The sequence below is a fragment of the Sporosarcina limicola genome (genome assembly GCF_014873855.1).
Taxonomy (GTDB): domain Bacteria; phylum Bacillota; class Bacilli; order Bacillales_A; family Planococcaceae; genus Sporosarcina; species Sporosarcina limicola.
On sequence record NZ_JADBEL010000048.1, the window covers coordinates 1 to 14,264 of the forward strand.

General features: G+C 36.5%; 11 protein-coding genes and 1 pseudogene. 2 read left to right on the forward strand and 10 right to left on the reverse strand.

Annotated features, from left to right (window positions below; all coding sequences use genetic code 11):
• Positions 1-98: 98 nt before the first annotated feature.
• The 8 genes from H4683_RS20360 to H4683_RS20395 form a co-directional block, all read right to left on the reverse strand.
• Positions 99-1,073: a 3-oxoacyl-[acyl-carrier-protein] synthase III C-terminal domain-containing protein gene (locus tag H4683_RS20360; RefSeq protein ID WP_192600656.1), complete on the reverse strand. Its 975-nt coding sequence runs from the start codon at positions 1,071-1,073 to the stop codon at positions 99-101.
• 16 nt (positions 1,074-1,089) lie between these two features.
• Positions 1,090-2,052, reverse strand: a complete 963-nt coding sequence (locus H4683_RS20365; RefSeq protein WP_192600657.1) for a 3-oxoacyl-[acyl-carrier-protein] synthase III C-terminal domain-containing protein — start codon at positions 2,050-2,052, stop codon at positions 1,090-1,092.
• Positions 2,045-2,878 (reverse strand): 3-hydroxyacyl-CoA dehydrogenase family protein, encoded by an 834-nt coding sequence (locus H4683_RS20370; protein ID WP_192600658.1) that lies wholly within the window; start codon positions 2,876-2,878, stop codon positions 2,045-2,047. The genes H4683_RS20365 and H4683_RS20370 overlap by 8 nt, the downstream gene beginning before the upstream one ends.
• Before the next feature lie 68 nt (positions 2,879-2,946).
• Entirely contained in the window at positions 2,947-3,969 is a 1,023-nt protein-coding gene (locus H4683_RS20375) for a 3-oxoacyl-ACP synthase III family protein (RefSeq protein ID WP_192600659.1), read from the reverse strand.
• Positions 3,970-3,982: 13 nt separating this feature from the next.
• Positions 3,983-5,047, reverse strand: coding sequence for a 3-oxoacyl-ACP synthase III family protein (locus H4683_RS20380; protein WP_192600660.1), 1,065 nt, complete (start codon positions 5,045-5,047; stop codon positions 3,983-3,985).
• The gene (locus H4683_RS20385) at positions 5,038-5,775 is read right to left on the reverse strand and encodes an SDR family NAD(P)-dependent oxidoreductase (protein ID WP_192600661.1); all 738 of its coding nucleotides are present in this window, start codon (positions 5,773-5,775) and stop codon (positions 5,038-5,040) included. Before H4683_RS20385 ends, H4683_RS20380 begins: the two co-directional genes overlap by 10 nt.
• Before the next feature lie 26 nt (positions 5,776-5,801).
• Positions 5,802-8,177: an ABC transporter permease gene (locus tag H4683_RS20390; protein WP_192600662.1), complete on the reverse strand. Its 2,376-nt coding sequence runs from the start codon at positions 8,175-8,177 to the stop codon at positions 5,802-5,804.
• A gap of 7 nt (positions 8,178-8,184) precedes the next feature.
• Positions 8,185-8,874, reverse strand: coding sequence for an ATP-binding cassette domain-containing protein (locus tag H4683_RS20395; RefSeq protein ID WP_192600663.1), 690 nt, complete (start codon positions 8,872-8,874; stop codon positions 8,185-8,187).
• Between the two features lie 93 nt (positions 8,875-8,967).
• Between H4683_RS20395 and H4683_RS20400 the strand changes: the two are divergent.
• Positions 8,968-9,606 (forward strand): annotated as a pseudogene (locus H4683_RS20400) (IS4 family transposase).
• A 1,771-nt stretch (positions 9,607-11,377) separates the two neighbouring features.
• On the opposite strand, the gene H4683_RS20405 reads toward H4683_RS20400, so the two are convergent.
• A complete protein-coding gene (locus H4683_RS20405; RefSeq protein WP_192600664.1) occupies positions 11,378-12,190 on the reverse strand; it encodes an alpha/beta fold hydrolase in 813 nt (270 codons plus the stop codon).
• A 1,250-nt stretch (positions 12,191-13,440) separates the two neighbouring features.
• Positions 13,441-13,641 (reverse strand): YhjD family protein, encoded by a 201-nt coding sequence (locus tag H4683_RS22635; RefSeq protein ID WP_476715148.1) that lies wholly within the window; start codon positions 13,639-13,641, stop codon positions 13,441-13,443.
• A gap of 347 nt (positions 13,642-13,988) precedes the next feature.
• On the opposite strand from H4683_RS22635, the gene H4683_RS20410 reads away from it, so the two are divergent.
• On the forward strand, positions 13,989-14,192 hold the full coding sequence (locus H4683_RS20410; RefSeq protein WP_192600665.1) for a tyrosine-type recombinase/integrase: 204 nt from the start codon (positions 13,989-13,991) through the stop codon (positions 14,190-14,192).
• Positions 14,193-14,264: the final 72 nt, after the last annotated feature.

Genomic DNA, 14,264 nt, shown 5'->3' on the forward strand with positions numbered 1-14,264 from the left:
TTTTAGTCGTAAAATTGTCAACAGACCTATTGGTTTGACTACAAGGCTAGTGCAGTCAATTGATTAGGCTGTTTTATTGGGTGCGAAAGTTGAGTCAATTAATATTCAATAATAAAACCGTAGAATTCCATTTGGCCAAAAATAATAAAGCCCAATAAATCTCCTTTCTTAATTAGCCCGTCTTCAATTGCCCATTTTAGAGTTATTAGGACATCATGACCTCCAAAATGACCTGCTTTCTCAATATAATGGGCAGGTGTTCTATCGGGTGGAAGACCAAGGTACTTCATTAATTCAACTGAAAAGTATTTTTGTTGATGAACCATAAAAATCTTTGTTAAATCTTCTACCGAACAACCATATCTTTCACATGCATTAATCAAAGCCTTAGAAGTCATTGAATAAATAAAGGGCTTAATTTCCTTTTTGAATTTATCCATATTAAACTCAACATTTTCCCAGATTGACCCCTTAAATTCCGAGTCCAGTTGAAAAGGTTGTTTTGTTCCACCTTTTTCAAGCAAACCAAGCTCGGGCAGTTTTTCAGTTATTTGAACAAACTCTTTTAATATTAACTGGTTAGCTCCGCGTTTAAGAACAATAGCACAAGCACCATCTCCAATAAATTGTGGAAAAGTACCACCACTTAATTGTTCGGAACAAACAAGCAAAACACAGTTAATTGATTCATCAGCTCGCAGTTGATCGTAGGCGATATGAATCATCGATCCCAATGCATTACACCCACCATATAGATCAAGTGTAGTTGCATGAATTGCTTGAATTTCATCTTGGATTTTCCCTGAAAATTGCCACATGTGATACTCTGCGTTCCAACAATTGGCAATGATTAAATCTATATTTTCCGGAGGAATTTCTGCCTCTTCTAATGCATTCCACGCGGCTCTTACGCCTAACGTCGTAGGATCTTCTTCAGGGCCCGCTTGCCATATTTCATAACACTCTAATCTGTCATAAGTTTTCTTTGGTAATCCAACCTTCTCTGCTATTTCAACTGTAGGTACCTTGTTTTCCGGAAGGGCAAGACCAATGGAAGCTATTCCAATCGACATATTATCACTCCACATATTATACTTTTACAATTGCAGAACTAAAGTTACCATCCACACCCATTGGTATTACGGCTACATAGGAACCCTTATCAATACGGTTATCCTTCATCATTTTGTCTAAAGCCATTAGTAATCCCGCTGAACCCATATACCCATAATCAGTTACCGTTTCTAAAACCTTTGAATCTGAAAGATTTCGATGGTTAACGAATTGTTTTGAAAGAGTATGAGAATGTGAGTGTAGGACATATAACTTGATATCTTGATCAGTTAGATTTACTTTTTCCATAGCTTGAGTTAATAGATTTGATGAATATACCGCTGTTCTGCTCAACAACTCTCGATAGTTCTTTTTGTTATGTACCTTAAAAACAAACTCTCCATTTTTAATATTTTCTTCAATTAGAGGATGTCTGTAGCCACCGACAGCTAAATAATTGATATCATTATATTTCCCAATAGTTTTTGATGCAAAGGAGATAAATTGAAAATCACTATGTCCTTTTTCAAAATGTGCGACTGCCGCACCATCACCCAATACTGCTTCACCTAGTCTTCTATTTTCACTATGGTACTCCCAATGACTACATGCACCAACAATAGAATGGTTTAGATTCTCATCTACTTTTAAATGATCAACCGCAAACTTACAACCTAGTAAGGAAGAGTTTCCTCCCTGATACATGTTATAAGTTAAACAGCGATCAACACCTACTCGATTAAGAACACTTCTACTATTCATCAAATACAAATGATCAGCAAAAGAGTCATTCATATAGATAAATTGATCTACTTTCCGCCCATCGATACTTGACTTTTCATACATATCATTGAAGGCATGATGTGCCATAGTAAAGGTAGGCAATTTATTAGTTGCCCTGGTTATTTTCTGTATATATTCATCTTCAACAATAATATCTTTTGTATCAGTTGGGATATAGACACCCACGGACTTCAATCCAATTGGCTGGTTAGTCATTATATGTATAGAACCCCTTCCCAGCTTTTCGTCCAATATGCCCCTCGTATACCTTCTGTCTTATCACAGGACATGCATTATAGCGGTCATCTCCCATCATTTCACGCATTGAATCTAATCCTCTTAAAGCAACATCAATACCAACTAAATCAGCTAGTTTTAATGGGCCTACTGGTAAGTTCATCCCTATTTGTGCAGCTCGGTCAATTGTTTCTGCATCCGCCACACCTTGCATATAGATCAGGGCTGCTTCATTGACAATTGCTTGAACTAAACGGCTTATAACAAACCCAGGGAAATCTTTAATAACTAATGGTTCCTTATCTATAATCAAACTGTATTCCTTCGCCTTTTCTATCGTCTCTTGGCTTGTCTCGACACCTTTAATCACTTCAACAATTTTCATTTGTGTAACAGGAGAGCAAAAATGCATTCCCACGACTCGATCTTTTCTTTCAACAGCTTGCGCGATATAACCAACAGGGATTGTAGAAGTTGTAGATGCTAAAACTGTTTCAGGTGAACATTTTTGTTCGAGAATTCTAAATAGCTCTTGCTTCAAATCCTTATCTTCATGAACAGCTTCGATGACTAATTCTACATCCCCAGAGAATTCCTCTAATGTACAAGGAATGATTCTAGAAATCAAAGCATCGTACTGCGCTTGTGTTATACGATTCCTCGTCAACTCCTTTTGAAGATACGGTTGCATCTTGTTTTCACCATTTCTTGTTACGGTAAATACATCAAAACCCGAACGAGCAAAACAATGTGCAATTCCTTGACCCATTAATCCAATTCCAATAACCGCTATTTGCCTTTTCATATATTATCCCCCAATCATTTTTCAAGTGTGTTTCCTTTTATTTCATTGATAAAATTACTGACTTCTTATTAATTAAAGTCTTCTTTGCCGCTCCACCTTATTGCTATGGATCCAAATGATAGTCCTGCTCCAAAAGCCAATAAATAAATAAGATCACCTGGTTTTAATTTCCCTTCATCTTGCGCTTCAGTTAATGCTACAGGCATAGACGCGCCTGACATATTCCCATATCGGTCTAAATTTACTAAAGCTTTCTCATAAGGGACTCCTATCTTTTCAAGACCCGTTCGAATAATATTGGCATTTGCCTGATGTGTGAGAAAGTAATCAACATCACTTATTTGCATATTAAGTTCTGAAGACATTTCTTTGGCCATTCTTGGAATTATCGATGTTCCAAAGTCCCATACAGCTCTACCATCCATATGAAAATACTGTAGGCCTTCGTCTACATTATCTTTTGTTAAGCGGAGAGCATCCCCACCCGCTGGCACATAAGCAGAGTAATATCCGGATGGTTCTGACCCTAGCGTTGTATGTAAGATTCCTGATCCGTTCTTCGTTGCTCTAAGGATATAACATCCTGCACCATCCCCAAGAATGACACAGGTTTTTCTATCTTTCCAATTTACAACTCTTGAATTTAATTCCGGAATTACGACTGCAACGGTTTTATACGTACCATCAGCTATAAATCTCGCCCCGACCGATAAAGCAAAAACTCCACCTGGACATCCTCCAGATCTAACATCAAATCCTGGAGTTCCCGTCATCCCAACTTTTTTCATCATTAAGCAAGCCAATTGTGGACTCAAATGATCCGGAGTGTTTGATCCAGAAACGACTAAGTCAATTTCATCCAAAGAAATATTGGCACGATTTACTGCGTCAAGCAATGCCTTAACTCCCATATCAGACGTATTTTCATCATCAGCTGCAATTCTTCTTTCTTTAATTCCAATCTTCTCTTGAATCCATTCATCTGTAGTATCTACAATTTTTTCTATTTCGGAGTTTGTTAAAATCTTTTCCGGCAAATATTTTCCAGTTGATAATATTCCTACCCTTTGTACATAACGGTTCATGTCCATTTCTTCATTCTCCTTATTCAAAATCTGCTGCATTTTCCGAAAACTTAACCAACATCGAACCCCAGAAATAACCTGCACCTATGGTAGCAAAAACGAGAAGATCCCCATGATTGATCTTACCTGAATTATATGCGTCATTTAACACAACAGGTAGTGTCGCAGCGCTTGTATTTCCATACTTATTAACATTACAAAATGTTTTTTCCATTGGCATATCAAGAAGACTCATACATTCTTTAATAATGTTTAAGTTTGCCTGGTGTAATAAAAATAGATCAACATCATTTTTATTGACTTTATGCTTATCTAAAAGACTTCGTATTGATTCAGGTAACTTAGTTGTAGCATTTTCCCAAACACTCCTACCATTCATGTTCAGATATTGTCGTCCTTGTTCAAGTTGTTCTTGACTAATCGGATATTTAGAGCCACCGGCAGGTACATGTACATCCATCGATAATTTTGATTGGATATCCCATCCTAATATTCCTGATTCCACACCCTTTTTCATTCTTCTTAAGATGATTGCCCCTGCCGCATCACCAAAGAATACATAGGTAGAACGGTCTTGTGGATTCGTAATTCTCGACATAGTCTCAGCACCAATAACCATTACATTCTTATGGTTTGGGTTCATTAGAAAGTGCTGTCCCACTACCATCCCATACAACGTTCCAGCACACGCCACTTGGTTTAAGTCAATGGGAATTGCTTTATCCGCACCAATCGCTTCTTTCACAATAAGAGCAGTCGAAGGTAAAATATAATCGGGAGTAAACGTAGTGATCACGATGGCATCGAGATCTTTGGCTAAAATTCCTGTGTTTCTCAAAGCCTCTTTAGCGGCTTCTATACACATATAGGAGGTGGCATTATCACTATCTAGTACTCTTCTTTCAAATATTCCAGTCTTCTCTGCTATCCATTCTTTTGTTGTATCTAAGCAATTCTCAAGATCTTGATTTGTTACAGTTTGGTCAGGAATGTACGCTCCAAATCCAACAATACCACTGTTTACTTGATTCATCCCTGGCATGGTTCCTACTTCTATCTTTCTATTAGCTACATTTATCCCCATAATAATCCTCCATTCACTTCCATTACATGTCCATTTATATAACTGCTTTCATCACTCGCCAAGAATACGACACTTGATGCTAACTCTTCCCCATACCCGGGTCTTCCCAGTGCAAGTCGCTGCCTGTACTTCTCCCAGATTTTTTCGCTCTCCATTAATTTCTTCCCCATTCCTTCTTCAAATACCCCCGGCTGTATACAATTAACAGTAATATTGCCATAACGAGGGAGTTCAATGGCTAATACTTTTGTTAACATTTCAAGGCCCGCCTTCGAAGAGCAATAATTGGCTTGTCCAATATTCACACGCGTAGCTGCCGCCGATGAAATATTAATAATCTTGCCCACTTTCATTTCAATAAAATAAGGAAGAACTGATTTTATGCAATTAAATGGACCAGTTAAATTGGTGTGTAAAACCTCGTTCCAATCATCCAAAGACATGTTTATAAGTAAACTGTCTTTGTTGATTCCAGCATTATTAATTAAGACATCAATCTGATTAAATTCCATTAGAATACTTTCTATTAATCTATTAGTAGAAATCGGGTCTTTCACATCAACCGTAAAGTAAAATGCATGATCATACATTTCAATCCACTCTGGTGGAGAGATATTGCGGCCTGTAATAATAACCGTTCCCCCCTCACGAATACACCCTAGCGCCATTGCCTTTCCTAACCCTCTACTTCCACCAGTAATGATAATAACTTTATCATTAAGCCTCATCTTACCTATGCACCTCTACTTTTTCGTTAGCGATCCATCACTTTAATGGCATCAGCAACATTAATTTTATTTACACCGTGTTGACTGACTAGTTGGGCGATCATGACAACGACTACGAAGAGAATAATTGTCAAGAGTATGCTTATTGGATTAATGTATAGCGGAAACGTAAGCATGTCGTTATTGTAAAATAAGGAAATTGATAACATCCCTTCTATTCCAAAGATAATTCCCAAAATGACACTTATAATCGCGATTAAACTATGTTCTATAGCAAACATGCGTAAGATTTGATTTTTGGAATAACCAAACGCTCTTAAAGTAGCAATTTCATTCTTTCTTTCAACAACGTTAATGAAAATAACAGAAAAGAGTATTGAGGTCGCTAGAATAATCGCGAAAATAAACATGACTAAAATAAAAATATTAAACAACCCCATAAAATCATTTAATTGGGTTCGCATTTCCCGGTTATCGTGAACCGTCATAACATTTTCCATTTCACTCATTTGCTCTTTTATCTCTTTTTTATTCCCAGATACCTCCATTAAGGCTTTGTTAACCATAGGCTCTGAACTTCCCATGAAATCTTTATTCAGTTCAGAAAGATTTTGTATAATGATTGACCCTACTGGGAGATTAATAATTCCTTTGACAGTGTACAACCTCTCCTTTTTATGCAAGGCTGATGTTACCAAAATTTTATCTCCTGCTTTAATACCTAATTTACTTTGGACACTCTTTGAAATAAGAACACCATCTTTAGGAATATCTATTTCATCTGATGATAAATTTAACCACTTTATATTTTCAAACACCCTGTACTGATCTTGATCATTTTCCATTCCACGAAGCATTGTTTGTATAGCTTTACCTTCCACAGACACAGTAACAGGTATATCTAGAACACCCTCTGTATTTTCCACTCCATCAACTAATAATGACTCCTTGAATTTCTCTCCTTCTATCGGTTCTTGTAAGACCACAGATAAATCGTAATTTTCCACGACGTCAAATTGTTGATTAAGCATATATTTTACCGAATCCAATAAACCGGATGTTGTAAAGACAAGACTTATTGAAATAGCGATGCCAAACGTTGCTAATCCATACCTGAAAATGTTTCTTATCATATTACGGATTAGCATTATTAATGTAATGGGTAAGCGTTTTATATATCGGTCAATTCTTTTCATTAACCATTTATAGAACTTTGAATCCTTGGTTGGCAGAGAGTTTCTCATAGCTTCCACTGGTAGTAAGTTTGCCGCTTTTCTTGCAGGGAAATATCCCGCTAATGCTCCAATTGAAACACTAAAAACAATACCTATAAGCCAAAGATACAAATAATCCTCTTCTACACTAAAAGGTAATCCAATTCTCTCTCGATATATCTCATAAACCTTCCCACCTAAGAAGGAGCCAACAATCGTGCCTGTAATTCCTCCAATAACGGACAATATTAGTGAAAACTGGAGGTAATGCCACTTAATTTGCCTTTTAGAATACCCAAGCGATCTCAATGTACCAATAATTGGGCGTTGTTTATCTACTAGCCTTGTCAATAGAATAAAGATAATGAATCCTGAAATAGAAAGGAATAATACTGGGAAAAGATAAGCTAACTCCTGAAAACCCTTCAAGTCCATTTTTAATAGCTCATAAGAGATATGCTCTTCTTTCTCGATGACATCAATCACTTGAAATTTTCCCAATACTTCAAGTACTTCACCCTTAATACCTTCTACGTCATCTGAGTCAATAACAACATCATAAGATGAAATTCTCTGTCCAAGTTGATTGAGTACATCTTGTTCCACAAAGAATACTCCAAATTCATTAGGCGATGGCATAACATTGGAACGGTCCTTTGCTACCCATAAATATTCCGGTGAACTTATTATCCCTGATACCTCTAAGGTTAGAGTATCTGATAAACCCGAAAGTGTTAGTCGATCCCCTGGATTAATATTATGAGCATCAGCGAAATGTCTTTCCACCAATATGGATTCTTTTCGTTCCGATAAATATTCCCCTTGTAAAAGCTGTACTTTATTAATTTGTTGGTTATCACCGATAGCAACAACTCTAGCTTCTATCTTTCCGAGGTCTTTTTTATCTTCTATAAGCACTGCTGCAGAAGCTATTTCCCTTGCCTCTGCATGCCCTACATTCTCAATGTTTTTAATTTTGTTTATTTCTAAACTAGGATCTTCAGTTGTGCTAATTTGCAGATCCGCAAAATTCATTTTTTTGTAAGTGTAGTCATAGCTGTCCTCTAAGCTTAGAAATGCTTTATAAGAGGCTATAAACATTCCAATTCCGATGGTCGAGATAACGACAATTAGTAAGCTTTGCCAAAACAACTGTCTCCACTCGCGTAACAGTTTACGGTTTAACATGATTTCATTACACCTCAGCTAGGGATTTTGGAGTTATATTTATCTTATCTTCAACGATTTCGCCATCTCTTAAAAAGATTGTCCGATCTGATATTTCACTTATCTCCTCATCATGTGTCACAATAATGACTGTTTTCTTCTCCTTCTTAGCTAACATATATAATAATTCTAAAACCTGTTTACCTGACTTCGTGTCTAAGGCTCCCGTAGGTTCATCACATAATAGAATAGATGGATTCTTCGCAACTGCCCTAGCAATGGAAACACGTTGTTGTTGTCCACCACTTAGCTGGGCTGGAAAGTGTTCCTTTCTGTCAGATAGACCAACAATCTCTAGCAAACCATGAATATCCCTAGGTTTTTTTACTATTTCAGCACCCATTTTAATATTTTCATATGCTGTAAGAGTTGGAATTAGATTAAAGAATTGAAAAACAAAACCTATTTTTTCCTTTCTGTAGTCCGTTAATTTCTTATCATTCAGGTCTACTAATTCCATATCACAGCTATTAACACTTCCTGATGTAGGAGTATCCAGTCCGCCGATTATATTAAGTAGTGTGGTTTTCCCCGAACCGCTTGGCCCTAAAATAGTGATGAACTCTCCTTGCCGAATCGTTAATTCATTTACATTTAACGCTTGGATTGTTACTTCGCCTACTTGATATTGCACCTTCACATTTTTTAAAGATATCACTTCATAATCCCCCTATTGTAGTGTCATGCCAATCGAAATCTGATTTTTTAAATTGTGCTTGAATCTTATAGAATATGAATATAACAACCCACAATTTTATTGATAATTCTTATTACACTTTTCAATGCCAAGGAACATGATCGAGGACAGCTGGAAGTACTGGTCGACGATAAAGAATGCATGTATGTATTTGACCGTGGATACCTGGATTATTTGCGATTCAATCGTATGACAGATGAGGGGTATTTCTTCGTCTCCCGCTTGCGTAAGAATGCGGTAGTGCACTCGCTCAAGAGCTTCGAACTTCCAGAAAACTCAACGGTGCAATCAGACGAAATGGTTATCATCGGCACTTTGCAGAATCGTACAGAAAACGCTTTTCGCCTTCTTAAAGTGTTAGATTCCAAAGGCACTCAGCTAAATCTGATTACAAACCGATTTGATTTGCCTGCGGATGAAATCGCGGAACTGTACAAATCCCGCTGGGCAATAGAACTATTTTTCAAATGGATGAATCAGCATTTGAATATCAAAAAGTTCTATGGACAAAGTCAGCGAAGCGTACATAACCAAGTTTATCTTGCCATGATCGTGTATTGTTTAAATGTTTTAGCGCAGCTACAGACCAAAAGTAAACGAACCTAACTACAGATATGTCGTTATCTAAAAGCAGCTTTATGGAAGCCAGCACATATTTGGATTAGAAAAATCCAAGGGAAAAGCGTGCCCTAACAGCACTAACTTGTCTCTGATACGCTAGTCAATGGCTTTAGTTAAAAGATGGATATTCGCTACCTTTATTCTGGTATTCCCGTTGTTTCTTTTGAAATTATAAAAATAAAAATTAAAAATGCAGGACAAGTTTATGCGACGCTAGTGATTGAGAAGATAAAATGATGAACGAAGAATATGATTATCTGGTCTGTAAAGCAGGAGCTGTATCTGCTAGCCCGTGCCTCACATAGCAATAGCGCATTATTCCATATACGCTTACAGCGTCTTATCTACTTGCAATACTATGTGCTAATACTTTGTTTCTTTCATCTAAGATAAAATGCAAAAGTATCTACCGTGTAATAATTACTTGAGTTAAATTCCTTCTAAAATATGCCTTGCCGAGTTGTGGATAATTATCCATTCGATTCCTTTCCTTACACTTCTTATAATATTGATAATAGCACAATTAAATAAACTATTGTTAGAATAACAAAAATAGAGTAGTAAATACCTGGAAAAATATTATGAAAAGTGATTCATTTTGAATAATATTGATTATTAGTATATTACTTTCAAACTAACCTTTTACAAATTTACCCTCCAATGTTAAATATGATTACTGCCCATGAACGTCCCACTCTTCATATGTATTACCATCAGTAAGTAGAATACACCATCATCATTATTCTTTATTTAATTTCTGGCATGTGAGATATAGATGTAGGATACACAAAATTACTGGCCTGGAATCTAGAAAACCACAACTTTACACCGAGTTGCGTGCATCGTTTGACAAGTTCTACTTGAGGCGTCTATCGGTGAGAAAGGTGTTTAAATTGCAGTCTGTTAGGCAACAATAGCAGGGTAATAAAGTTTAAAACTACCGAAATACTGTAAAAGTAACCAAAGCCCAAGTGGTGTAATAAGGAAATTGTAGTAATACCCTTTATCGCCTAAATAGAGTGTGTGTCAGACCAACGACTGATGACTTGCCGGGAGTAAGCCCCGATAGAATTACAGTTTAGAATTAGTCAGTGAGGGAATAATCGCTTGACAAAAGTATTAACATTACCTTTCGTAAAGTAATTCATATCGCGGTTAGAGACTGAGGGGCTAGATACGTGAAAAAGATGATATTTAAGTTTTAAACAATGGTACTTGCAAAGGAACGTCAGAAATGGTCAACGCTTCTTTAAAACAAAGATTGCTCCAAATTAATCAGGATCATATAAACAAATTAATGACCGATGAAGGATAAACCCAAACTATAAAAAAAGCGCACCCTTTGGGCACGCATGACTATTATCCAACTATGACGATTTTTCAAATTGATTAGGTGGCTCATTTTATGTTGTGTTGCAAGTTATTGGATCATCTTTGAGCAGGATAAATAAATATAGTATTTCAGGATCTGTCAGCAGCTTTTCAGATATTCACACATGGATGCCATCTCGCTCGGTCGTTTCCGCGAGATTTAAACAATAAGCGTTAGCCCTTGCTCCAACGTGGCAATATAGTCAAAGAATTGGCGAATCTACAAACATCATGGCGATATGTCATCGTCACCACTTTGATATTACGTTTCTCTTAGATTGTGATATAGAAACCGTTTATTTACTAGAACTTGGAGCGGATAATGTTATATTATTTAACCTAACAATCTTATCATGGGGTTCACCTTTGTTATCTTTAGTCCTGGCAGAAGAAGAATTTCTATCAAGTATCTTACTAGTTACTATCTTCAGTTTGGCCCGTTTGTTAAAGAAAGGGCCTTATTTTTCTTCACTCAAATAGGCCTTATCGTAAATATCTGTAGTGAATTAGAAATAAATTTATGAACTATCTTATTAAAAACCTTTGGCTGACAAAGATTACTAGGATCAAAAGAATTTTCGATTACCTTCAGCTCTGAATTTTGAATGCAACTTGATACCTGTTCCATCATTTTTTTACCCAATTTAGTATGGTCACCTACTAAACAGAGTGTAGGAATTTTAACCTTTGATAACTGTTCATTAAATCTAATTCTATTTATTGCTTTCCTTTGGAGTTTCGTTTCATATGTCCTCATATTAAGGATAATGCCCTCCATTTCCCTGCATGCTTTAGGCCATTTTTTATAAGAGGATTTCGTTAATTTCGCTAACCACTTTTTGGGTGCATGTAAAATCCATGTTTGATGGGCTCCTACCATCGCAAAAAGTTTTTGATAGGAATCAATTGAGGTATCGCAAAAACTGTCGACTATAACAAGCGATTTAACAATTTCCGGGAATTTGATTGCTACCTGTTGAATTAAAACCCCACCATATGAAACACCAATAAATATCGCTGAGCGGATTTCTAAAAAGCGCAAAAGCTCTTTAATATCTTCCGCTTGTTTATTTAAAACACTTTCCACATCACATTCTAATAAACCCGATTTCCCATTACCTCTTAAATCAATTAGAATTATTTTGAAGTGTTCTTGAAAATAATCTACTTGTGGCTTATACATATCAGATGAAGCACCTAATCCATGAATAAAGACTAAAGGCTCTCCTTCACCATAACACTCATAATGTATATATATACCATCTTTAGCTTTTAAATACGGCATGACATCCCTACTTTTCTCGGTTCAGATTTATCTTCCTTGTTTGCGTTAATAAAAATAGAACATACTTATTGGATAATCACCCACTCTTTAACTATAATACAGACTTACATTTGATTCACTTTTCAACTATCGTTAGCAATAGGTAAACCTCGGAAGTTGCCTCCGGATTTTCCCCTGCTCCCCACCGAACGTGCCAGTTTCTCAGCATTCTGCGAACAACCGCCTTGCATACAAAGTTGAGAAATCCATCGGATTGGAGATGTTTTGTATCTTCCGTTGGATACCGACCCGTATTATTCATGGTGCAAATCATCGCAGGATGCCTATATGAGTGCTACCAAGTTCACGGGTGTGAGGTTAGTCGATATGCCATAGGGGGAAATGACTGACGACACGATTGATTCCCTAAAACATTTAGACAAATTGTGGATAGTCGTGGATGATAGCGTTCCATTCTCGTTTAGCAACTGGAATTCTTATATAGACAACCTTTATGAAAATGTGTGGATTCCATTTTACCTGATTCACAACAATCTTTATACATTTTCACGATTAAAAGTTTTTGAGGAGTCGGGGTTCCCCATAATCACTTGCCTTCCATCCCTTTACGAAGAAATAGCGCTGAGCAATTATGAAAAAAACCTTTGAATTTCAAACAAGAGACGCGTACTGAGTTAGGATACGCACTATTCAAGGCCATGGGGAGATGAATCAGAGAAAATCGCATTAAAGCCAGCACAAATCCCCCCAATCATCCTTCCAGATTACATTCGTAAGGATGATTGGGGCAGCTTGCCCATTTTGTGCTGCCACCATGCAAAAGGTGTGGAAGCAAGAATGGATGCATGGACGGTATTATTTTCTATGCCTTGATATCGGCTATGCTCATATTTGCATTTTGTCTTCCATCACGAACGCTTTCATAATAAACTTATGATTCTACCACCAGGCGATATTACAAAAGAACGACTCAAAATAGATACACAAATCATTAGACTCCATCCAAATCGATAATAAAAGGTAACTTCTTGCATAAAAGAGATGATTATTTTTTGTTCCGCATCCTTTTCACATAACTGATCTTAGTGTCGAAATTTCTTTATCAACACACCCCAGGAAAAGTTCCATTAACTCTTCAATCCGTTTTTATAGCTGTATGTTAAGATACCTGCGTTGCTCTTCCCTGCTGTGATACAGAAACATATATACTAAAGTTTCATCCATTATTCCACATACAAGCTTCATCTAATTCATATGTGCAGATTTCCCTTCGATTCTTTCAATTCATCCTGAATGGCTGCCATAGATTGATCAATAAGTTTCAAGTATGGAACGCTTAATTTGAAGTTACCATTTTCAAATTCCTCTCGATTTTTGGCTAATATCGTGAGAATCATTGGTCGATAATTCATGTTTTCGAAGTGTGGAAATGAGTCGGATGGAATTAACATACATTTACCCTTTATTCACTGTACAGAAACTGATCTTCTAAAACTACTTAGAAAAATATATGAAATCGTAATCTACTTCTCGACTATGTCAACCTGTAGTTAAATAAAGCTTTTACGGTGTCTGCCATGGACATCGCAAAAGCATCAAATAAATTTTCGTACAAAGAAGCGTTAAACTATCGGTATTTACACCTTTCTCAATTTTAAATATGGTTTCAATAGCGATTCCGTTCTCTTGGTAAGTTCCTTTAATGAGATTTTCATTTCAATTCTTCAGGGCTTAATTACCTCAGCCATAGTGTCTGACATTTTATGTGCAGCTGAATCTATCTGATTAAACGAAGAATATTACACCACACATTTTTCGACATGCCTTTTCAATCATTTCAAAAATCAATGACGTGGATATTTATGCCATTATGAGAAGCCTCGGCCATGAGAAAATTGAAACAACGATGAACTACCTAGAAAAGGTATTTGAGAAAGAACGTCATGCGATTCATGCATGGAAACCAGACTTATTCGGAGAATTTCGCCGATTGTATAATTAAGCGAGACACCAAAAAAAGACATGTCATGATACACTCAATTTATAACCTACAAGAGTTAATAAGGAGAGTGTA